Here is a 20,405-nt window from a genome sequence, read left to right as displayed (position 1 = left end):
TCACGCCTCGGCGACCTCTACCAGCCCGTCCAGCCCGACGAAGTCCCTGGGGTTCCTGGTCAGCAGCGTGGCGCCGTGGGCGTGAGCGGTGGCGGCGATGAGCAGATCCATCGACCTCGCCCTGGGCTGTCGGCCCGCCTCGACCACCGCGGCGGCGAGGCGCCCGTAGCTCGCCGCGACGTCGGCGTCCACGGGGAGCGCATCGAAGGCGTTCCGGACGAACAGGAGCCGCCGGAGCCGTTCGGCCCGCGCGTCCGGGTCCCGCGCCACGAGGACCCCGAAGTGGAGTTCGGCCAGCGTCACCGCACTGATCGCCAGTTCCGCGGTCACCGGGGCGACTCCTCTGGCCACGACGACACTCGTGTCGAGGATGGCCTTCATTCCTCTGCCCAGGGATCGCGGATCTGCTGGGAGATCTCGTCGCGATCGCGAGCCCATTCCTCGTCCTCCGGCCCGTCGAACAACGCGGCGATGTCACCCCAGGACCGCCAGCGCCGGTCTTCGGCCTGGACGAGACGTGCGCTGGGTCGACCGGCGACGGTGACGGTGATGTCCTCCCCGCGTTCGACCCGCCTCAGGATCTCTGAGGCGTTCTGGCGGAGTTCGCGAAGGCCGACGACGCTCATGGAGCAATGGTAGCACTTGTGCTACGTAGGCACTTCCTACCGGTGGTGAGTCGCCGGGCCGCGGATCACAACCGCACGACCATCTTCCCGGTGTTCGCGCCGTCGAGCAGGTCGATGAACGCCTGCGGCGCGTTCTCCAGGCCGTCGCGGAACGTCTCGTCGAACCGCACCTCGCCGTCGCGCAGCCAGCCGGTCATCTTCTCTCGGAACTCCGCGTTCAGGCCCGCATACTTGCCCACGATGAACCCGCGCATCGTGAGCCGCTTGCCGATCGCGCGGAAGAGGTTGCGCGGCCCGGGCGGCGGCTCGGAGGCGTTGTAGGCGCTGATCGCACCGCACAGGGCGATGTGCCCGTCGTCGTTCATCGCCTCGATCGCGGCCTCGAGGTGCTCGCCGCCCACGTTGTCGAAGTACAGGTCGATGCCGTCGGGCGCGGCCGCCTCGAGCTGGTCGCCGACGCCGTCGTGGTAGTCGAAGGCGGCGTCGGCTCCGAGCTCGAGCACCCGGGCCACCTTCTCGGCCGAGCCGGCGCTGCCGATCACCCGCGACGCCCCGGAGGCCTTAGCGATCTGCACGACCAGCGAGCCGACCGCCCCGGCCGCGCCGGAGACGAACACCGCGTCACCCGGCGAGAACTCGCCGGCCGCCATGAGGCCCGCGTACGCCGTGAGGCCGGGCATGCCCATCACGCCCAGGTACGCGGACTCGGAGACCTGGGAGACGTCCACGACCTGGGCTCTACGACCGTCAAGGACCGCGTGTTCGCGCCAGCCCAGGCCGTGCAGGACCGTGACGCCCACCGGCACGTCGCCGCTGCGGGAGGCGATCACCTCGCCTACGGCTCCGCCGTCCAGCGGCTCGTCCAGGCGGAACGGATCGATGTAGGACTTCACGTCGTTCATCCGGCCCCGCATGTACGGGTCCACCGACATGACGGAGTTGGCCACGAGGATCTGGCCGTCCCGCAGTTCGGGGAGCGCGACCGTCTCGAGCCGGAAGTCCTCGGGCACGGGGCGGCCGTGCGGCCTGCGGGCCAGGACGATGTGGCGGGTGCTGGTGGGCGGGTCGATCGGCTGCGAGCTCATGCCCCGATGGTCGTCGGCCCCATGGCCGGCGCGCAACCGGGCCGTGGGCGTGCCCCGTTCAGGCGGTCCGCTGCCAGGGCGCGCCGCGTTCGAGCACGGCCGCCAGCGCGAGGAGTTCCGCCTCCGATCCCGGCCGGCCGATGAGCTGCACCGAGGTGGGCAGCGCGCGCCCGGCGTGCGTGCGGGTGTCGCCACACGGCACAGACATCGCCGGCCAGCCCAGAACGTTGGCGAGCGGGGTGAACGGCGAGAACCGCATCGAGGCCCACAGCGACCGCCCCCACGACCGACGGTGCCAGTCGGTGGCCTCGGGTGGCAGGTCCGCGACGGCGGGGGTGAGCCACACGTCAACCCCCTCGGCGTCCATGGCCTTCTCGACCTCGACGCGTAGGGCGTCGGCCGCCCGGTTCCAGCGGGTGTCGCCGTCGCCCGCGCCGCCCCGGCGGAACACGGTGCGCCCGAGCAGCGCGTGGTGCCGGGTCCGCCGCTCCATCGCCGAGAGCGGCAGGTTGGCGTGCTCGGCCGCCCGGGCCACGGCGGAGGTCCAGCGCGCCAGATAGAGGACCGGGTCGCGGGGGGCGGGGAGGGAGGAGTCGACGACGACGAGACCGTCCGCCCGCAGCAGGTCGGCGGCCTCGCGGGCGGCCCGCTTCCACGGCTCGCGCACGGGGACGATATCGGTTCCGAGCCTGATCGGGCTCGTCGTCGACACCCCCACCCGCAGGCCCTCGGGGGCCCCGCCCACCTCGGCCAGGCCGGGCCGGCCGGCCATGAGGGACAGGGCCAGCGCGGTGTCGGCGACGGTCGTGGCCAGCGGGCCGGACTCGGCGAGCCCGCCCCAGTTACTCGGCGGAAGGTCGGTGGGCACCACTCCGGCGCCGGGCTTGATCGTCACGAGCCCGCACGCGGCGGCCGGGATCCGGAGCGAGCCCATGCCGTCGTCGCCCACGGCGAGCGGCACCATCCCTGACGCCACGGCGGCGGCCGACCCGCCGGAAGAGCCGCCCGGCGTCAGTGTGATGTCGCGCGGGTTGCGGGTGACGCCGTGCGCGTCGGAGTCGGTCATTCCCCACGTGCACAGCTCGGGCGCGGCCGTGATCCCCACAGGCACCGCCCCGGCCTCGATCAGAGGCCTGATCACCGGGTTCTCGAGGGTGACAGTGGACATGACCGCGATCGGCACCCCGGCCAGCGGTAGCGCTGCGCGGGAGTCGACGGTCATCGCGTCCACCCGGGCGGCGGCGCCGCGGGCGTCGGCACGTAGGACGGTGGTGAAGGCGTGCAGGCTGCGGTCGAGGTCGGCGATGCGGGCGAGGGCGGAGTCGGCGGTCTCGCTGGCCGACCGGGCCCCCGAGCGCACCGCCTCGGCGGTCTCGATGGCGGTGGGCGGCACGGTGGTCACGGTCACGATGATATCCGCGGGTGTCCGCCCTCGGCGATCAGTGCGGACCCCTGTCCGACCGCGCGGGTAACCTGGGGCGACACCGGCGGGCACGTCGGTCACCTGCACGGGTCCGCCGACCGGCTGGCCGCCCATCGCACACGAGGGCCGAATGGAACGCAAGAGCAACACCGTCTACCGCAACGTCGCGATCGCCGGTGTCATCATCCTGGCGATCGTCGCGTTCTCGTTCTTCTCGGACGACAACCGCGGATACGCCGAGGTGGACACCTCGGTGGCGCTCGCCCAGGTCGACGCAAAGAACGTCGCCGAGGCGCAGATCGAGGACCGCGAGCAGCAGCTTCGGCTCACGCTCAAGGAGCCCATCACGCCCGAGGCGGGCGCGGACGAGGCGGACAAGATCGTCGCCAAGTACCCCGAACGGGCGGCGGACCAGATCTTCGACCGCGTGGCGGCGTCCGCGCCGGAGAAGTACGACACCACGGTCACGCAGCAGGGCTTCCTCATGCAGATGGCGTCGTTCCTGCTGCCGATGCTCATCCTGTTCGCGCTGCTGTTCTACTTCATGTCCCGCATGCAGGGCGGACGTGGCGGGCTGTTCGGCGTGGGCAAGTCGCGCGCGGTGGAGTTCACCAAGGACATGCCGCAGACCACGTTCGCGGACGTGGCCGGCGAGGACGAGGCGGTCGAGGAGCTCAACGAGATCAAGGACTTCCTCCAGAACCCGTCCCGCTACGAGCGGCTCGGCGCCAAGATCCCGCGGGGCGTGCTGCTCTACGGGCCTCCCGGCACCGGAAAGACGCTGCTCGCGCGCGCCGTCGCCGGCGAGGCCGGGGTGCCGTTCTACTCGATCTCCGGCTCGGACTTCGTGGAGATGTTCGTTGGCGTGGGCGCCTCGCGAGTGCGCGACCTGTTCGAGAAGGCCAAGCAGAACGCGCCGTGCATCGTGTTCGTCGACGAGATCGACGCCGTGGGCCGGCACCGCGGCTCGGGCATGGGCGGCGGCCACGACGAGCGCGAGCAGACCCTCAACCAACTCCTCGTGGAGATGGACGGCTTCGACGACCGTTCGACCGTCATCCTCATCGCCGCCACCAACCGGCCGGACGTGCTCGACCCGGCGCTGCTGCGCCCGGGGCGCTTCGACCGCCAGGTGCCGGTGACCAACCCGGACCTCAAGGGCCGCGAGGCGATCCTCGGCGTGCACTCCCAGGGCAAGCCGCTCGCCGCGGATGTGGACATGACCTCCCTGGCCCGCCGCACCATCGGCATGTCCGGCGCGGACCTGGCCAACGTTCTCAACGAGGGCGCCCTGCTGGCGGCCCGCCTCGGCCGGGACGAGATCTCGATCGACATCCTCGAGGAGGCCACCGACCGCGTGGTGGGCGGCCCGCGCCGCAAGCACCGCGTGATCAGCGAGCACGAGAAGAAGGTCACCGCCTACCACGAGTCCGGCCACGCCCTGGCCGCGTGGGCGATGGAAGACCTCGAGCCGGTCCACAAGGTGACGATCCTCGCCCGCGGGCGCACCGGCGGCCACGCGCTCGTCGTGCCCGAGGACGACAAGACGTTGATGACCCGCGCCGACATGATCGCCCGGATCGTCATGGCGATGGGCGGCCGCGCCGCAGAGGAGTACGTGTTCGGCGAGCCCACCTCGGGCGCGAGTTCGGACATCGAGCAGGCCACCCGCATCGCGCGGGCGATGGTCACCGAGTACGGGATGAGTGCCAAACTCGGGGCGGTCAAGTACGGCGACGAGGGCGGCGACCCGTTCCTCGGCCGCGGTGGCGGGGCCGGAGCCGAGTACTCACCCGAGGTCTCCAAGCTGATCGACGACGAGATCCGGCGGATCATCGACGCCGCGCACACCGAGGCGTGGCGGGTCCTCGAGACCAACCGCGACATCCTCGACGCCGTGGCCGGCGAGCTGCTGGAGAAGGAGACGCTCCGGCAGCCCGACCTGGAGCGGCTGTTCGCGGACGTCACCAAGCGGCCGCGGATCACGGAGTTCGACGACTTCGGCGGCCGCATCCCCTCGACCCGCCCGCCCATCAAGACCCCGGGTGAGCTGGCCAAGGAGCGCGGCGAGCCCTGGCCGCCGCCCATCACCGACCCGTTCGCCAAGCCGATCCTGCCCGACTCGCGCACGCGGGACACCGAGGGCGGCGACGGGGGTCCGGCGGACGGCGATCGCGGCCCGGCCGGCGTCGGAGCCGGACCCGGTGCCGCGTCGGGCGCCCCGCGCCGCAACGGCGAGACGACGGGCATGCCGCAGTACGGCACCCCGCCGCCCCCCGGCTGGTCCGCACCGGGTTGGCCGCCGCGCGAGTCCGCGCCGTACGGCGGCGGGCCCGCACCTGCCCCGGCCCCCTCCCCGGCCCCCTCCCCGACACCGGCTCCGGCGGACGGGCCGAGCAGCTCGGAGACCACCCGCCTACCCGCCGCCCCGGACCGCCCGTCCGGGGACCCCGAGGGCCGCACAGACGGCGACCGCCCCGACGGACGCCCGGATAACCGCCCGGACGACGCCCCGGCGGACACGGGCCCCACCCGGGCCTGGTCTGCGGTGGACGGGACGGGCCGGCGCACCGGCTCCCACCGCCGTGAGGACCGCGACGAGAACTGGCGCCCCCCGTGGGAGCGCGACTCCTGACCCTGTCGCCGTCCCACCGCGAGAAGAGGTTCCCTTGACCACACTCGATCACCCGCCGTCCGCCGACGCCGTGGCGGTGCCCTCGGGCCGCACCTTCGACGCCCCCCGCGCCGAGGCGGCGGTCCGCGAACTGCTCCTGGCTGTGGGGGAGAACCCCGACCGCGAGGGACTGCAGGACACCCCGGCGCGCGTGGCGCGGGCGTACCGCGAGATGTTCGCCGGCCTCTACACCGACCCCTCCGAGGTGCTGTCCCGCACCTTCGACGAGGACCACCGGGAGCTCGTCCTGGTTCGCGACATCCCCATCTACTCGACGTGCGAGCACCACCTCGTGCCCTTCCACGGCGTGGCACACATCGGCTACATCCCCGGCAGATCCGGGACGGTGACGGGCCTGAGTAAGCTCGCGCGGCTCGTGGACCTCTACGCCAAGCGGCCGCAGGTCCAGGAGCGGCTCACCAGCCAGGTGGCGGACGCGATCGTCGACCGCCTCCACCCGTCGGGCGTGCTCGTGGTGATCGAGTGCGAGCACCTGTGCATGGCGATGCGCGGCATCCGCAAGCCCGGCTCGGTCACCACCACCTCGGCGGTGCGCGGGATCATGCGCAGCAACGCCTCGACCAGGGCGGAGGCGCTCGGCCTCCTGCGCGGGACGTGAGCCGGCTGCCCCGCCCCGGCCGCTGCGCGGTGATGGGCGTGGTCAACGTGACCGCCGACTCCTTCTCCGACGGCGGCCGGTACCTCGACGTGGACGCCGCCGTCGCGCACGGTCGACGGCTCTCGGACGAGGGCGCCGACGTCGTCGACGTGGGCGGCGAGTCGACCCGACCCGGCGCGACCCGCGTCGACGCCGTCACCGAGGCCAAGCGGGTCGTCCCCGTGGTGCGGGGCCTCGTCGACGCCGGCGTCACCGTCAGCGTGGACACCATGCGCGCACCGGTGGCCGAGGCCGCGCTGGCGGCCGGGGCGCACATCGTCAACGACGTCTCCGGCGGCCTCGCCGACTCGGACATGGCGCGGGTCGTGGCCGAGGCGGGCTGCCCGTGGATCCTCATGCACTGGGTATCCGACGACCGGTTCGCCGGCGGCGCCGGCGGCCGCGCCGACTACGGCGTCGATGTGGTGGGCGCCGTCCGCGAACACCTCGCCCGGCGGGCCGATGCGGCGCTCGCCGCCGGCGTGGCCGAGGAGGCGATCGTCCTGGACCCCGGCTTGGGCTTCGCCAAGGACGGCCGCGACAACTGGGCGCTGCTCCACGGCCTCGACCGGATCCTCGACCTGGGCCGGCCCGTCCTCGTGGCGGCCTCCCGCAAGCGCTTCCTCGGCACCCTGCTCGCCGACCCCGCGGGGGAGCCGCGTGCGGTGACCGGCCGCGACCCGGCGACGGCGGCCATCACGACGCTGTCCGCCGCGGCCGGCGCCTGGGGCGTGCGAGTCCACGACGTGGGGCCGAGCGCGGACGCGGTGCGCGTGGCCGCCGCCTGGGCCGACGGCGGCACCGGCGGTGGCTCGGACGGGGAGGGGAGTCGATGGCCGACCGCATCGAGCTGAGGGGCCTGCGCGTCCGCGGCCACCACGGCGTCTTTGACCACGAGCGCCGCGACGGCCAGGACTTCCTCGTGGACCTCGTCCTGTGGACCGACTTCTCCGCGGCGGCCGCGTCCGACGACCTCGCCGACACCGTGGACTACGGCGCGCTCGCGCTGTTCGCCCGCGACGTGGTGGCCGGCGAGCCCTGCGACCTCATCGAGACCGTCGCCGCCCGCATCGCCGACGGCGTCATGGACCTCGCCCCGGACGCCCACGCCGTGGAGGTGACGGTGCACAAGCCGCAGGCGCCGATCCCGGCCGAGTTCGCCGACGTCGCCGTCGTCGCCCGCCGCTCCCGCAAGGGCGGCCGCGGACAGGGCGGCCGCATGCCGACCAGGGGGCCGGCGTGACCTGCCGCGTCGTGCTGTCGATCGGCGGCAACCAGGGCGACGCGCTCGGCCTGCTGCGTGGGGTCGTCGCCGCCGCGGCCGCCGACAGGATTCTCGTGTCCTGCTCGTCGGTGTATGCCACGCCGCCGTGGGGCGGGGTCGAGCAGGACGACTTCCTCAACGCCGTCCTCGTCGTCGACCATCCCGGCACCCCGCGCGACGTCCTCGAGTGGGGTTTCGCGCGCGAGCGCGGGGCCGGCCGCACCCGCGAGGTGCGGTGGGGGCCCCGAACCCTCGACGTGGACGTGGTGACGGCGCGGATCGACGACGACGAGGTGACCTCCACCGACCCCGAGCTGACGCTGCCGCACCCCCGCGCCGCCGAGCGCGCCTTCGTCCTCGTCCCGTGGGCCGAGATCGAACCGGGCGCGGTCCTCGCCGGCCGCCCGGTGGCCGACCTCCTCGCCGCGCTGGACCCGGGCGACGTCGCGGCGGTGCGCCGACTCGACGCGCCGCTCGTGGGCCCGCCCACCCCCGACGGCCCTCCCGACCCCGCCGACCCTCCCGTCACCTCATGACCCGGATCGCCGTCTCCACCCTCGTGCTGGTGGCGCTGGTCGCGGCCGTGGCGGCGTACGTTCTCACGGACGCGTTTCTCGGCGCGATGCCGTCCGCGGGCTGGTCATGGGTGACGCTGCTGGCCCTGGCGGCGGTCAACGCGGTGTGGGCGGTGCGGATCCGGGCGGCGATCTCCGGGGGCCGGGTCGGCCAGGACCGCAGCCAGCTCCACCCGGTGACCATCGCCCGGGCGGTGGCGCTCGGCCAGGCGTCGGCGGTACTCGGCGCGGTTGCGGCCGGGTTCGGAGTGGGCCTCGTTCTCTACTTCCTGCCGCGACTCGGCGAGTTGGCCGCGGCGCGGTCCGAGCTGCCGCCGTCGGTGGCCGCGCTGGTGTGCGGGGCGCTGCTCCTGGCGGCCGGGCTCTTCCTGGAGTCCTCGTGCACGACCCCGCCGGAGGACGACGAGGCCGACGGCCTGGCGGCCACCATCTGAGGTCGCCGGGTGCCGACCAGGGCACTCCGTTCCGGACGAACACGCGGTGGTTACCGGTGTGACTGCTGATTCTCCGAGTAGCATGCGGGGCATGAGTTCCGACGGCGCCATCGACAAGCCCCGTTCCTCTCGTCCCGCGCGCGGCGAGGACCGCGGGGTCGCCCAGATCGCCCTCGTCGTCCTGCTGGTCCTGGCGCTCGTCGCGACCGTCGTCATGATCTTCTCGGACAACCCGGTCTGGATGCGTATCGGGACGCTGGCCGCGCTGTGGGCCGCGTTCATCGGCGCGTTCCTCGTGGGCCGGTACAGGCGTCAGGCCGCCGCCGAGGCGTCCCGTGTCCGGGACCTGCACACCGTGTACGAGCTGCAGCTGGAGCGGGAGATCTCCGCTCGGCGCGAGCACGAGCTCGTCGTGGAGAAGGACCTGCGCGACAGCGTCCGGGCCGAGACCTCGGACTCGATCCTCGCCCTGCGGCAGGAGATCGCCGCCCTCCGCGAGCAGCTCGGCCAGCTCGGCGTGCAGATGCCGGAGGACCGCTACGCCGTGGGTGGCCTCGGTCCCGCCGGCGAGCTCGGCGCCGGAGCCCAGTCGCTGCCGACCGTGCCGTCCGAGCGCGTCGAGCCCCGCCGCCGCGCCCCCGAGCCGACGCGGCCCCAGCCCGCCACCTCGGGCGTGGGCCGCGACGCGACCCCGAGCACCGAGCGCACCGAGAAGCTGTCGCCTGTGTCCGAGCCCCGCCGGGGCCCGGCCGTCCGCCCCGCGACCCGGCCGCAGCCCAAGGTCGAGGAGCCCGCGAAGCCCGAGTCCCCCGAGCCGAAGCCGGAGCCTGAGCCGAAGCCGGAGCCGAAGCCGGAGCCCGCGGCGGAGAAGCCCACGCCGGCACCCGAGCCCGAGCAGCCGGAGCCCGCGGCGGAGAAGCCCACGCCGGCACCCGAGCCCGAGCAGTCCGAGACCCCGCTCGCCAGCCGCCACGGCGAGGGCACAGGCCTTTCGGTCGCCGAGCTCATGGCGCGCCTCGGCGGAGACTCGGACGGCCAGTCCGGTGGCCGCCGCCGGCGGTCGGAGGGCTGACGCTTCTCCCAGGTGTGATGTCGCCCACTCGATGACCTGAGGCGGCCCTCAGGCGATTACGCTCTACCCCGAGATGTCCGGGACCCACCGAGGAGTGGGCCTGGAACGGATCGATCACTGGAGCACCTCATGATGTCCGAATTCGGCGTCACCGGTACACCCCCTGCCCGTCTGTCCGTGGGCCTGGTGTCCGCCGGACGTGTCGGCACCGCCGTCGGTGCCGCACTCGAGAAGCGCGGCCACGTCGTGTCCGCGCTCGTCGCCCGCTCGGAGCGTTCGCGCGAGCTGGCCTCCCGTCGCCTGCCAGAGGCCCGCGTGCTCGACGCCGTCGGTGTCGCCGCCGCGTGCGAGTTGCTCGTCCTCGCCGTCCCCGACGCCGCGTTGCCCGGCGTCGTGGCCGAGCTCGTCGCCGCGGACGCCTTCCGTCCCGGCCATATCGTGGTGCATGTCGCCGGCGCCGTCGGTGCGGATGTGCTCCGCCCCGCGGCCGACGCCGGCGCCGTCGTGGTGGCGGCGCACCCGGCGATGACCTTCACCGGCGGCGACTCCGACATCGAGCGCATGGAGGGCTGCTCCTGGGCGCTCACCTCCCCGGACGAGGTGGGCCTCGTCGTCGGGCAGATGCTGGTCATGGAGACCGGCGGCCTGCCCGTCACCGTCGCCGAGTCGCACCGCGCGCTCTACCACGCCGCGCTCGCGCACGGCGCCAACCACCTCGTCACCTTGGTGGGCGACGCCGCCGAGGCGCTCGCGGCGTCCTTCGCCGTCTCGGCCGGCGGCGCAGTCGAGGCCGACCCCGACGGGATGCTCGGCGGCGATGCCGAGGCGCTCGCCCGCCGCACCCTCGCCCCGCTCCTGCACGCCGCGCTCGACAATGTCCTCGCCTTCGGCGACGCCGCGCTCACCGGGCCGGTCATGCGCGGCGACGCCGTCACCGTCGCCCGCCACCTCGACGCCCTCGAGGACGTCGACGGCGGGCTGGCCGCCGGCTACCGGGCCCTCGCCCTGCGCACCGCGCGGCGCTGCGACGCCGGCCGCGACGTCACCGACCTGTTGGCCCCCGACCTGACGGAGCAGCTGCGATGACCGCCACCACGTACCCCGTCCGCACCGCGGTCCCCGGCGACCCCCGGTCCGGCTACGCGCGCGGCGAGCTGACGATCCACCACGAGCCGACCTCGCTGCACGCGGTCACCGAGTCCCTGCGCACGGTGGGCAAGCAGGTCGTGTTCGTGCCCACCATGGGCGCACTGCACGAGGGCCACCTCGCCCTGGTCGAGGCCGCGCGGCGGACGCCGGGCGCGGTCGTGGTGGTCTCGATCTTCGTCAACCCGCTGCAGTTCAACGCCGCCGCCGACCTGGAGTCCTACCCGCGCACCCTCGACGAGGACGTGGCGATGCTCGCCGACGCCGGCGTCGAACTGGTCTTTGCCCCCAACGCCGCGGCGATGTACCCGGAGGGTCCGCGCACCACCATCCAGCCCGGTCCGACCGGCGACCACCTCGAGGGAGCGATGCGGCCCGGGCACTTCGCCGGAATGCTCACCGTGGTGGCCAAGCTGTTCCACATCGTGGCCCCCCACCAGGCGTTCTTCGGAGAGAAGGACTACCAGCAGCTCGTGCTGGTCAAGCAGATGGTCGCCGACCTCGACATGGACGTGCGCGTGGTGGGCGTGCCCACCGTGCGCGAGCACGACGGGCTCGCCATGAGCTCGCGCAACCGCCACCTCGGCGACGTCGAGCGGGAGCTCGCCACCACCCTGTCGGCGGCGCTCGTCGCCGGCGCCCACGCCGCCGCGGGCGGCCGCCAGGCCGTCCTCGATGCCGCCCGGGCGGTCCTCGACACCGCCCCCGACATCGAGATCGAGTACCTCGAGCTCGCCGCCCCGGACCTGGGTCCGGCCCCCGAGGAGGGGCCCGGACGGCTCCTCGTGGCCGCCCGGGTCGGCTCCACCCGACTCATCGACAACGTCGGCGTGGCGATCGGCACCGGCTTCCTCGCCGCCGCCGAGGCCACCGTCGCCGCCCAGCAGGCCGAGATGGCCGCCGATTTGCAGGGAGACCTCTCATGATGCGCACCATGCTCCACTCCAAGATCCACCGCGCCACCGTCACGCAGGCCGACCTGCACTACGTGGGCTCGTGCACGATCGACGCCGACCTCATGGACGCCGCCGACCTGCTCGAGGGCCAGCAGATCGACATCGTCGACATCAATAACGGCGCCCGCCTCACCACGTACGCCATCACCGGCGAGCGCGGTTCCGGCGTGATCTCCATCAACGGCGCCGCCGCTCACCTCGTGCACCCGGGCGACCTGGTGATCATCATCGCCTACGCCCAGATGGAGGACGCCGAGGCGCGGGAGTACAAGCCCCGCGTGGTGTTCGTGGACGAGCGCAACCGGCAGATGACGCTCGGCGACGACCCGGCGAACGTGCCCGAGGGCTCGGGGCTCAAGAACCCGCGCGTGCCCGAGCCGGCCGGCGTCTGACCCGCCACCCAGAGACGAGGCCCGGACCCGTGCTCCTCACCGTCGACGTCGGCAACACCCACATCCGGCTCGGCGTCTTCCCGGCCGATGACGGCCCGCTCGAGCGGACCTGGAGCGTGTGCACCTCGCCCGCGGTGACCTCCGATGAGCTGGCTTTGACGATCCGCGGCCTGCTGGGGGAGTGCGCGCAGCGGCTCACCGGCATCGCCGCGATGTCCGTGGTGCCCTCCGTGACCGGCGAGCTCCGGCGCATGGCCGCCGACTACTGGCCGGAGGTCCCCGCCGTGGTGGTGGCGCCCGGAGTCAAGACCGGCGTGCCGCTGCTCGTGGACAACCCGCGCGAGGTCGGCTCCGACCGGGTGGTCAACGCGCTGGCCGCCCACGCGCTGTTCGACGGCGCCGTCATCGTCGTCGACGTCGACACCGCCACCACCGTCGACGCGATCTCCGCGCGCGGCGAGCTCCTCGGCGGCGCCATCGCGCCGGGCATCGACATCTCCGTGGACGCCCTGGCCGAGCGGGCCGCGGCGCTGCGCAAGATCGAGGTCGTCCGCCCGCGCGGGGCTCTGGGCAAGAACACCGTGGCCGCGCTGCAGGCCGGGATCGTCATCGGCTTCGCCGGCCAGATCGACGCGCTGGTCGACCGGCTGCGCGCCGAGGTCGACGGCCTGGCCGACGCGTCCGTCGTGCTCACCGGCAAGCGGGCGGACGTCGTGGCCTCCGAGTCGCGCACCGTCACCGACATCGAGCACGAACTGGCCCTCGAGGGCCTGCGGCTGGTGTTCGAGCGCAACGCCTGAGTGGCGTCTGGCGCCTCAGGCCGCCCGGTAGCTCGTCATGGACAGCGAGTTCCACACGTAGTCCTTGGTGAACGACTCGAGCCGCTCGCCGGAGGCCGCGGCCATGCCGGCGGTGTAGAGCAGGGGCAGGAAGTGGTCGGCGGTGGGCACGGCTCGCGCGGCGTCGGGGTGCTCGAGCAGCGCCGGCGCGTCCTCGGGGCGCGACCCCAGGAGTTCCTCGGCGTGGTCGTCGAAGCGGTGGGCCCAGTCGGCGCCGGTCTCGCCGACCGCCGGGTTCACCATGCGCAGGTTGTGCACCACGTTCCCGCTGGCCAGCACCAGCACGCCGGAGTCGCGGAGCGCGGCCAGCTTCGTGCCCAACTCGTGGTGGTACTCGGCGGGCTTGCTCGCGTCCACGGAGAGTTGGGCGACGGGCACGTCGGCGTCGGGGAAGACGTGGGTGAGGACGGACCAGGTGCCGTGGTCGAAGCCCCATGAGTCCTGGTCGGCGCCCACCCAGGTGGGTTTGACGAACTCGGCCACCTCGGCCGCGAGCTCGGGGGCGCCGAGCGCGGGGTACTCGAACTCGGCGAGCTCGCGGGGGAAGCCGTAGAAGTCGTGGATCGTGCGCGGCCGGTGCATGGCGGTCACGGCGGTCGCGTTGATGTACCAGTGCGCGGACACGGCGAGCACCGCGCGCGGGCGTTCGGGGAGCGAGGCGCCGAGTGCGGCCCACTCGCGGGTCCAGCGGTTGTCCTCGAGGGCGTTGGTGGGGGCGCCGTGGCCCACGAAGACGACGGGCTGACGCGCGGGCGCGGTGTCGGCGGGTGCGGCGGTGCTCATGGCGGGGACTCCCTGATAACGGTTTATGTGTGATGAATCAACAATAGTCTCGGCGCCAGTATTCTGCCCCACCCCTTGCGGTAGATAGACCAGTCTGTCTATTGTTGCTCCCATGACCGCAGCATTCGCCACCTCCGCCGACGCGATTCTCGACGCCGCCGGCTACCGGATGGCTGTGGAGACCGGTGCCCTCGTCGTCGACATCCGGTCCCGGGCCCAGCGCGAGCGGCAGGGCGTCCTCCCCGGCGCCGTCGCGGTCGAGGCCCGTCCCGTCGTGGACCTCCTCGACCCCCACTCACCCGCACCGCTGGCCGCCGCGACCGCCGGCCGCCAGGTGGTCCTGGTGAGCGACGACGGCCTCGACGCCGAGCTGTTCGCCTGGGAGCTCCACACCCGCGGCGTCGCCGGCGTCCGCGCGGTCGACGGCGGCCACGACGCCCTCCGCGCCGCCGGTGCACTCGGCCTGCTCACCGACGCCGAGCACCTGGTGCGCGAGCGGTCGGCGATCTCCGCGCACTGAGTCCGGCTGCCGGTCGGTCCCGGCGCCGCTACCGTCGTGGCATGAGCGACATCACGGACGACCTGCTCGAGGAGATCCTCCGCGAGGCCTGCGGGGACGACGACGGCGAGCCGTTGGCCCTCGCGGTCTGTCACCTCGACGGCACCGTGGTCTCGGCTGGCGACGACGCCGTCGACTTCTGCCTCCAGTCCGCCACCAAGCCCTTCGTCTACGCCCTCGCGCTGGACCAGAAGGGCGTGGACGAGGTCGCGGAGCGGATCGGCGTGGAGCCGAGCGGCGAGGCGTTCAACGAGATCTCCCTTGAGGCGGGCACGGGTCGCGCGGCCAACGCGCTCATCAACGCCGGTGCGCTCGTCGCCCACTCCCTGGTGGGACAACCCGACGACGACGAAGACACCCGCTTCGAGAAGATCCGGCAGTTGTTCTCGACGCTGGTCGGGCGGGACGTCGAGGTGGACGAGGAGGTCGCGGACGCCGAGGCCGACGACGCGCACCGCAACCTCGCGCTGGCGCATCTGCTCGCCGAGGAGCAAGTGCTCGCCGACGAGCCGCACGAGGTGGTCCGCGGCTACGGCCGGCAGTGCGCGATCCGCGTGGACGTGCGCGACCTGGCGCTCATGGCGGCGGTGCTCGCCGACGCCGGCCGGCACCCGGCGACCGGGGAGCGGGTGCTGGGCAGAAAGGCGGTGCGCTATGCCAAAGCGTGATGTTCACCTGCGGCATGTACGACGCGGCTGGCGACTGGGTGTACCAGGTGGGGTTGCCGGCCAAGAGCGGCGTGTCGGGCTGTCTGTTCGCGGTGGCGCCGGGGCGCTTCGGGATCGCCGCCTTCGCCCCACGACTCGACGACCACGGCAACAGTATCCGCGCGGCCGCGGCGATCGAGGCGCTGTCCGACCGGCTGGACCTCCACGTGCTCGACATGGTGCCGGGCGGGTCGGACTGACCACCGACTATCCTGGGCAATCGTGACCGACTCGACCTCCTCCGCGCCCGAGACCGTCCCCGTCGACCCCGCCGACGACACCCCCGAGCAGCTCCGCATCCGCCGCGACAAGCGGCAGCGCCTGCTCGACGCCGGCGGGCAGGCGTACCCGGTCGAGGTGCCGCGCACGCACGGGCTCGCCGAGATCGTCGCCGACCCGCGGTTCGCCGACCTCGAGCCGGGGGAGGAGACCGACGTCGAGGTGTCCGTCGCCGGTCGCGTCCTGTTCGTGCGGAATACCGGCAAGCTGTGCTTCGTCCGGCTCCAGGACGGCGTGGACCCCGCCGCCGACCTCTCCGTCCCCGCGGCCGAGGGCGAGCCCAGCGCGTTCGCGCCGCAGCTGCAGGCCATGCTCTCGCTGGCGAACGTCGGCGAGGACCGGCTCGAGGCGTGGAAGCAGGACGTGGACCTCGGCGACCACGTCTCCGTCACCGGCCGGGTCGTGCGCTCCAAGCGCGGTGAGCTGTCCGTGATGGCCGATTCGTGGGTGCTCGCCGCCAAGGCGCTGCGGCCGCTGCCGGTCGCGCACAAGGAGATGAGCGAGGACACCCGCGTCCGCCAGCGCTACACCGACCTGGTGATGCGCGAGCAGGCCCGTCGCAACGCGGTGCTGCGGATCAAAGTGGTGCGCGCGCTGCGCCACGCGCTCGAGCGGCGCGGCTTCCTCGAGGTGGAGACGCCCATGCTGCAGACGCTCCACGGCGGCGCCGCGGCCCGGCCCTTCGTCACCCACTCCAACGCACTCGACCTGGACCTCTACCTGCGCATCGCCCCCGAGCTGTACCTCAAGCGTTGCGTGGTGGGCGGCCTCGAGCGCGTCTTCGAGATCAACCGCAACTTCCGCAACGAGGGCGTGGACTCCTCGCACAGCCCCGAGTTCGCGATGCTCGAGACGTACCAGGCGTACGGCGACTACGACACCTCCGCGACGATGATCCGCGAGGTCATCCAGGAGGTCGCGGAGGAAGTCTTCGGCTCCACCACCGTGACCCTGGCGGACGGCACCGCATACGACCTCGGCGGTCAGTGGCGCGAGATGCGCATGTACCCCTCGCTCAACGAGGCGCTCGCCGCCAAGCACCCGGTGCTGGCCGCCGACGGCGGCGACACGGTCACCGTGGACTCCACCGTTGACGAGCTCACCGAGCTGGCCGGGAAGGTCGGCCTCGAGGTGCCGGAGGGCAAGGGCTGGCTCCACGGCAAGCTCGTCGAGGAGCTGTGGGAGCACCTGTGCGGCGACCAGCTCGAGGGGCCCGTGTTCGTCCGCGACTTCCCCGTGGAGACCTCTCCGCTCACGCGTGACCACCGCACCGACCGCGGCGTCACCGAGAAGTGGGACCTCTACGTCCGTGGATTCGAGTTGGCCACCGGATACTCCGAGCTCGTCGATCCGGTGGTCCAGCGCCAGCGCTTCGAGGACCAGGCCCGCCTCGCCGCGGCCGGCGACGACGAGGCGATGGTCCTCGACGAGGACTTCCTCGCCGCGATGGAGCAGGGCATGCCGCCCACCACCGGGCTCGGGATGGGCATCGACCGCCTGCTCATGGCGCTCACCGGGCTCGGCATCCGCGAGACGATCCTCTTCCCGCTGGTCAAGCCGTTGCCGCGCGACTGAGCGTCACACTGGCCACATCCGTCACACCGGTTGTGGCGGGGTCATGCCTCCGACGCCTCTTCGTCGTTCCACGTACTTCGACCGGCTCCACGTGGGCGACACGGTCGTCTCCGTGGCGTCCTCCGCCGACAGTGCAGCCCAGGTGGCGCCTGCAAGGGCGAGGAGGAAGCCGAGTCCGGCCACGTACGGTCCGTGGGCCACGGTCGCGTCCGCGGGCAGGCCCGACAGGGTGGGGTCGGGGGAGCCCGACGACGTGTGGAGAATCGCGACAAAGGCTACGTGGGAGGCCAGCACCACCAGCGAGACGGCCGCCGCGGCCGTCGCCAGGATCCCGAGCCGGGTCAGTGCGGTCACGGTGACGAGCAGCGCGATCACCACGAGTCCGATGAAGAGGACCGGTGCGACACTACGCACGTCGATCTTCTGGGTGATCTCCATCGCGGTGAGCGATCCCGTGGCTGCCGTGTCCGTGGTGAGCCAGGGGAGGAAGATGCTGGCCAGCGCGAGTGCCAGGCCGCCGAGCGCGAGCGCCGCCCCGAGGAGGTTGCGCCGCTGCGGAATCACCTTGCCGTGGACCGGGGGCCTGCCGGGCAACTCGGCGAGGTGGGGCGGCGGGGCGGTGTACGCGGCCATGGAGATCACCCCTTCGGCGGCGGCGCGCATGCATCGGGGAGCCCGGACAGGGACCGGACCCAGTGTGTCCTAGGTCACAGTCTAGGCGGCGTGTCGCGGTCACTCCACCTACGCGGCCGCCGGAGCCCGGCGGTCAGCGCCGCGGGCTGGTCCGGCGCGTCGGTTCGGCGGTCATCGGATCCTCGGGCCACGGATGCTTGGGGTAGCGCCCCCGCATCTCCGCGCGCACGCCCGGGTAGGCCTCGCGCCAGAAGAACTCCAGGTCGCCGGTCACCGCGAGGGGTCGTCCGGAGGGGGAGAGCAGGTGCACGGTGACGGGCGCGCGGCCGTCGCAGACCGCGGGCGAGGCGGTCCAGCCGAAGCATTCCTGCAGTTTGGCGGCCAGGACGGGGGCGTCGTCGGTGCCCGGCTCCGGGTAGTCGACCCGGTATGACGACCCGCTGGGCACCTCGAGACGGTCGGGCACCAGCTCGTCGAGCCGGGACGCCTCGGGCCAGGGGAGCAGGCGGCGCAGCGCGGGGCGCAGGTCGCGGCCGGCCGCGCGCCCGCCCGCGGCGAGGTCGTCGAGGTCCGGGGCCAGCCACTCCTCGAGCCGGGCCGCGAGCGCGGCGCCGGAGACGTCCGGCCACGGCGCACCCAGCATGCGGTGCGCGAACGCCAGGCGTCGGTACAGGCGGAGAGTCTCGTCGTCGGGCACGAGGGCGCCGATGCCGTCAGCGGTGAGTCGTTCGGCGACGGCGATCCCGACGGCGCCGCGGTCCGGCCGCTCGGGCGTGGACGAGAGTTCGATGCGGCCGAGTCGGCGGACCCGGCGGGCGCGCACGGTGCCGTCGGAGCGGTCCATCGTGGCGTCGACGACCTCTTCCCGCAGCGCGGCGGCGGCGTCCTCGGCGGCCTCGCGCGTGATCGGCGCGGCGGCCCGGATCACCGCCCCGGCCCGGCCCGCGGCGCGCCCTCCGGCGCGGCCCACCTCGGCCACCGCCAGCCACTCGCGTCCCCGCAGCGCCGAGTCGGGGGCGAGCACGGCCCCGGTTCCCGAGACGAAGGTGTACTGCTCGCCGCGGCGTCGCGCGATCCGGTCGGGGTGGGCGAGGGCGACGACGAGGCCCACCGATTCGTCCACGTCGGCCTCTGCGGCGCCGTCCGGCGGGCCGCCCGACCCGGCGAGCTCCTCGAGCCGGCGCGCCTCGCGGCGCCAGCCGTCCGCGTCGGGCGCCCGACCGGACCGCAGCGCCCGGAGGTCCGCCACCAGGTCGCCGTCGGGAGAGCGACGGTCGGCCGCGAGCAGCGCCACCACCTCGGCCGCGGTGCGCGCGCCCACCGCCGCGGCGCCGTCGAGCAGGGCGCGGGCGAGGCGCGGGTCCGCCGGCACGCGCGCGAGCTCCCGGCCGCGGTCGGTGGCGGCGCCGGCGTCGTCCACCGCGCCGATCGCCCGCAGCGTGGCCTCCGCCCGGGCGAGGGCGGCGCCGGGCGGCGGGTCGGGCAGCGCCAGTCCCTCGCCACGCGGCGAGCCCCAGCACGCGACGTCGAGGGCGAAGGAGGTGAGGTCCGACGTCGCGACGGCCGGCGTGCGGTGGGCGGGGAGCCGGGCATACTCGTCCTCGCCGACGCAGCGGATCGCCACGCCCGGGCCGAGCCGGGCGGCGCGGCCGGCCCGCTGGACGCAGGAGTCGCGGGAGGCCGACACCGTCACCAGGCCCGTCATGTCGCGCACGGTGTCCAGGCGAGGTTCGCGGGTGAGGCAAGCGTCCACGACGAGCCGCACACCCGGCACGGTGAGGGAGGACTCCGCGAGATCGGTGGACACGACGATCCGGGGCGGGCCGTGGCCGCCCGGGCGCCCGGCCACCGCCCGGTCCTGGGCCGCGGCGTCCAGCGAGCCGTGCAGGGGCAGGACCTCGGCGGCGTCGCCCAGCCTCGCCGTCACCGCCCGGACCACCCGGTCGATCTCGCGGGCACCGGGAAGGAAGACCAGCGCGTCGGCCCCCGTCGCGGCCACCTCGGCGGCGGTCACGGCGGCCACGTGGTCGAGCAGGCCCTCCGTCACCCCGCGGGCGTCGAGCCGGGGTACCGGCGGAGGCGCGTAGCGCACGTCGAGCGGGTTCAGGACCGACGGCACGTCGACGACCGGGGCCGCCTCGTCGTCGGCACCCCCGTCCCCGCCCAGCAGCCGCGCGAACCGGCCCGCCTCGACCGTCGCCGACATCGCCACCACCGGCAGGTCATCGCGCAGCTGCCGCAGCTCGCAGAGCAGCGCGAACGCCAGGTCGGACTCGAGGTGCCGCTCGTGCACCTCGTCGAGCACCACCGCGCCCACCCCGGGCAGATCCGGGTCGGCGAGCAGCCGGCGCACGAGGACGCCGGGCGTCACGAACTCCACGACCGTGCCCGCGCCGACGCGACGGTCGCCCCGCACCGTGTGGCCCACCGCCCCGCCCACCCGGGTGTCGGTGAGGTGGGCGAGCCGCCGCGCGGCGGAGCGGGCCGCGACGCGGCGGGGTTGGGTGACGACGACCCGGCCCGGCCGGGCACCCCGGGTGCCCTCGGCGAGCCCGACGGCGAGGGCGGGCGGGACGAGGGTGGTCTTACCCGTCCCTGGTGGGGCCTGGACGACCGCCGTGCCCGAGCCGACGACCGCCTCGAGCAGCGCCGGTAGCGCCGCGGCGAAGGGCAGGTCGCGGCCCAGGCGCTCGAGGTCGAAGGGCGGCCGCATGGCGCCACACTA

General features: G+C 73.9%; 20 protein-coding genes and 1 pseudogene. 14 read left to right on the top strand and 7 right to left on the bottom strand.

The window, feature by feature from the left end; translation table 11 throughout:
* The 4 genes from ACH0BZ_RS11385 to ACH0BZ_RS11370 form a co-directional block, all read right to left on the bottom strand.
* Positions 1-330 carry a PIN domain-containing protein gene (locus ACH0BZ_RS11385; RefSeq protein ID WP_406898462.1) on the bottom strand — a complete coding sequence of 110 codons (330 nt, stop codon included), beginning with the start codon at positions 328-330 and terminating at the stop codon, positions 1-3.
* Between the two features lie 47 nt (positions 331-377).
* Positions 378-626, bottom strand: a complete 249-nt coding sequence (locus ACH0BZ_RS11380) for a type II toxin-antitoxin system Phd/YefM family antitoxin (RefSeq protein ID WP_406898461.1) — start codon at positions 624-626, stop codon at positions 378-380.
* A gap of 65 nt (positions 627-691) precedes the next feature.
* Positions 692-1,711: an NADP-dependent oxidoreductase gene (locus ACH0BZ_RS11375; protein WP_406898459.1), complete on the bottom strand. Its 1,020-nt coding sequence runs from the start codon at positions 1,709-1,711 to the stop codon at positions 692-694.
* 58 nt (positions 1,712-1,769) lie between these two features.
* Positions 1,770-3,113 (bottom strand): amidase, encoded by a 1,344-nt coding sequence (locus tag ACH0BZ_RS11370; RefSeq protein WP_406898458.1) that lies wholly within the window; start codon positions 3,111-3,113, stop codon positions 1,770-1,772.
* 151 nt (positions 3,114-3,264) lie between these two features.
* Here ACH0BZ_RS11370 and ftsH point away from each other — a divergent pair, with 151 nt between their 5' ends.
* The 11 genes from ftsH to ACH0BZ_RS11315 all read left to right on the top strand — a co-directional run bounded on the left by ftsH (position 3,265) and on the right by ACH0BZ_RS11315 (position 13,105).
* Positions 3,265-5,769, top strand: a complete 2,505-nt coding sequence (gene ftsH, locus ACH0BZ_RS11365) for an ATP-dependent zinc metalloprotease FtsH (protein ID WP_406898457.1) — start codon at positions 3,265-3,267, stop codon at positions 5,767-5,769.
* Positions 5,770-5,803: 34 nt separating this feature from the next.
* Complete coding sequence (folE, locus tag ACH0BZ_RS11360) at positions 5,804-6,427, top strand: GTP cyclohydrolase I FolE (protein ID WP_406898455.1); 624 nt, start codon at positions 5,804-5,806, stop codon at positions 6,425-6,427.
* A gap of 32 nt (positions 6,428-6,459) precedes the next feature.
* On the top strand, positions 6,460-7,320 hold the full coding sequence (gene folP, locus ACH0BZ_RS11355) for a dihydropteroate synthase (RefSeq protein WP_406898584.1): 861 nt from the start codon (positions 6,460-6,462) through the stop codon (positions 7,318-7,320).
* Positions 7,299-7,709, top strand: coding sequence for a dihydroneopterin aldolase (gene folB / locus ACH0BZ_RS11350; protein WP_406898453.1), 411 nt, complete (start codon positions 7,299-7,301; stop codon positions 7,707-7,709). Before folP ends, folB begins: the two co-directional genes overlap by 22 nt.
* A complete protein-coding gene (gene folK, locus ACH0BZ_RS11345) occupies positions 7,706-8,266 on the top strand; it encodes a 2-amino-4-hydroxy-6-hydroxymethyldihydropteridine diphosphokinase (protein ID WP_406898451.1) in 561 nt (186 codons plus the stop codon). Before folB ends, folK begins: the two co-directional genes overlap by 4 nt.
* On the top strand, positions 8,263-8,739 hold the full coding sequence (locus tag ACH0BZ_RS11340; RefSeq protein ID WP_406898450.1) for a DUF3180 domain-containing protein: 477 nt from the start codon (positions 8,263-8,265) through the stop codon (positions 8,737-8,739). Before folK ends, ACH0BZ_RS11340 begins: the two co-directional genes overlap by 4 nt.
* 91 nt (positions 8,740-8,830) lie before the next feature.
* Positions 8,831-9,811, top strand: coding sequence for a DUF6779 domain-containing protein (locus tag ACH0BZ_RS11335; RefSeq protein ID WP_406898449.1), 981 nt, complete (start codon positions 8,831-8,833; stop codon positions 9,809-9,811).
* A gap of 129 nt (positions 9,812-9,940) precedes the next feature.
* Positions 9,941-10,897, top strand: coding sequence for a Rossmann-like and DUF2520 domain-containing protein (locus ACH0BZ_RS11330; RefSeq protein WP_406898448.1), 957 nt, complete (start codon positions 9,941-9,943; stop codon positions 10,895-10,897).
* Complete coding sequence (gene panC, locus ACH0BZ_RS11325; protein WP_406898447.1) at positions 10,894-11,883, top strand: pantoate--beta-alanine ligase; 990 nt, start codon at positions 10,894-10,896, stop codon at positions 11,881-11,883. The genes ACH0BZ_RS11330 and panC overlap by 4 nt, the downstream gene beginning before the upstream one ends.
* On the top strand, positions 11,880-12,305 hold the full coding sequence (gene panD, locus ACH0BZ_RS11320) for an aspartate 1-decarboxylase (protein WP_406898445.1): 426 nt from the start codon (positions 11,880-11,882) through the stop codon (positions 12,303-12,305). Before panC ends, panD begins: the two co-directional genes overlap by 4 nt.
* A gap of 29 nt (positions 12,306-12,334) precedes the next feature.
* Positions 12,335-13,105: a type III pantothenate kinase gene (locus ACH0BZ_RS11315; RefSeq protein ID WP_406898444.1), complete on the top strand. Its 771-nt coding sequence runs from the start codon at positions 12,335-12,337 to the stop codon at positions 13,103-13,105.
* A gap of 15 nt (positions 13,106-13,120) precedes the next feature.
* Here ACH0BZ_RS11315 and ygiD read toward each other — a convergent pair whose 3' ends face one another.
* On the bottom strand, positions 13,121-13,927 hold the full coding sequence (gene ygiD, locus ACH0BZ_RS11310; RefSeq protein WP_406898442.1) for a 4,5-DOPA dioxygenase extradiol: 807 nt from the start codon (positions 13,925-13,927) through the stop codon (positions 13,121-13,123).
* Positions 13,928-14,039: 112 nt separating this feature from the next.
* Between ygiD and ACH0BZ_RS11305 the strand changes: the two genes are divergently transcribed.
* The 3 genes and pseudogenes from ACH0BZ_RS11305 (at position 14,040) to lysS (ending at position 17,047) form a co-directional block, all read left to right on the top strand.
* Positions 14,040-14,447, top strand: coding sequence for a rhodanese-like domain-containing protein (locus ACH0BZ_RS11305; protein ID WP_406898440.1), 408 nt, complete (start codon positions 14,040-14,042; stop codon positions 14,445-14,447).
* A gap of 41 nt (positions 14,448-14,488) precedes the next feature.
* Positions 14,489-15,393, top strand: a pseudogene (gene glsA, locus ACH0BZ_RS11300) (glutaminase A).
* Positions 15,394-15,415: 22 nt separating this feature from the next.
* Positions 15,416-17,047 (top strand): lysine--tRNA ligase, encoded by a 1,632-nt coding sequence (gene lysS / locus ACH0BZ_RS11295; RefSeq protein WP_406898439.1) that lies wholly within the window; start codon positions 15,416-15,418, stop codon positions 17,045-17,047.
* Between the two features lie 21 nt (positions 17,048-17,068).
* On the opposite strand, the gene ACH0BZ_RS11290 is transcribed toward lysS, so the two are convergent.
* Positions 17,069-17,680: a hypothetical protein gene (locus ACH0BZ_RS11290; RefSeq protein WP_406898438.1), complete on the bottom strand. Its 612-nt coding sequence runs from the start codon at positions 17,678-17,680 to the stop codon at positions 17,069-17,071.
* 133 nt (positions 17,681-17,813) lie between these two features.
* A complete protein-coding gene (gene hrpB, locus ACH0BZ_RS11285) occupies positions 17,814-20,393 on the bottom strand; it encodes an ATP-dependent helicase HrpB (RefSeq protein WP_406898437.1) in 2,580 nt (859 codons plus the stop codon).
* Positions 20,394-20,405: the final 12 nt, after the last annotated feature.

It is taken from the genome of Dietzia sp. 179-F 9C3 NHS, assembly GCF_045369825.1.
In the GTDB taxonomy this organism is placed as follows: Bacteria; Actinomycetota; Actinomycetes; order Mycobacteriales; family Mycobacteriaceae; genus Dietzia.
Note: the sequence above shows the minus strand (reverse complement) of the source record. Positions and strands in the feature narration are given on the sequence as shown.

Bases quoted from the DNA above. Each gene is read 5' to 3' on its own strand.
- ACH0BZ_RS11375 (WP_406898459.1), bottom strand. From the start codon at position 1,711: ATGAGCTCGCAGCCGATCGACCCGCCCACCAGCACCCGCCACATCGTC.
- ACH0BZ_RS11290 (WP_406898438.1), bottom strand. From the start codon at position 17,680: ATGGCCGCGTACACCGCCCCGCCGCCCCACCTCGCCGAGTTGCCCGGC.
- ACH0BZ_RS11335 (WP_406898449.1), top strand. From the start codon at position 8,831: ATGAGTTCCGACGGCGCCATCGACAAGCCCCGTTCCTCTCGTCCCGCG.
- ygiD (WP_406898442.1), bottom strand. From the start codon at position 13,927: ATGAGCACCGCCGCACCCGCCGACACCGCGCCCGCGCGTCAGCCCGTC.
- ACH0BZ_RS11380 (WP_406898461.1), bottom strand. From the start codon at position 626: ATGAGCGTCGTCGGCCTTCGCGAACTCCGCCAGAACGCCTCAGAGATC.
- ACH0BZ_RS11305 (WP_406898440.1), top strand. From the start codon at position 14,040: ATGACCGCAGCATTCGCCACCTCCGCCGACGCGATTCTCGACGCCGCC.
- hrpB (WP_406898437.1), bottom strand. From the start codon at position 20,393: ATGCGGCCGCCCTTCGACCTCGAGCGCCTGGGCCGCGACCTGCCCTTC.
- folB (WP_406898453.1), top strand. From the start codon at position 7,299: ATGGCCGACCGCATCGAGCTGAGGGGCCTGCGCGTCCGCGGCCACCAC.
- panD (WP_406898445.1), top strand. From the start codon at position 11,880: ATGATGCGCACCATGCTCCACTCCAAGATCCACCGCGCCACCGTCACG.
- panC (WP_406898447.1), top strand. From the start codon at position 10,894: ATGACCGCCACCACGTACCCCGTCCGCACCGCGGTCCCCGGCGACCCC.
- folP (WP_406898584.1), top strand. From the start codon at position 6,460: ATGGGCGTGGTCAACGTGACCGCCGACTCCTTCTCCGACGGCGGCCGG.
- ACH0BZ_RS11340 (WP_406898450.1), top strand. From the start codon at position 8,263: ATGACCCGGATCGCCGTCTCCACCCTCGTGCTGGTGGCGCTGGTCGCG.
- ACH0BZ_RS11330 (WP_406898448.1), top strand. From the start codon at position 9,941: ATGATGTCCGAATTCGGCGTCACCGGTACACCCCCTGCCCGTCTGTCC.
- ftsH (WP_406898457.1), top strand. From the start codon at position 3,265: ATGGAACGCAAGAGCAACACCGTCTACCGCAACGTCGCGATCGCCGGT.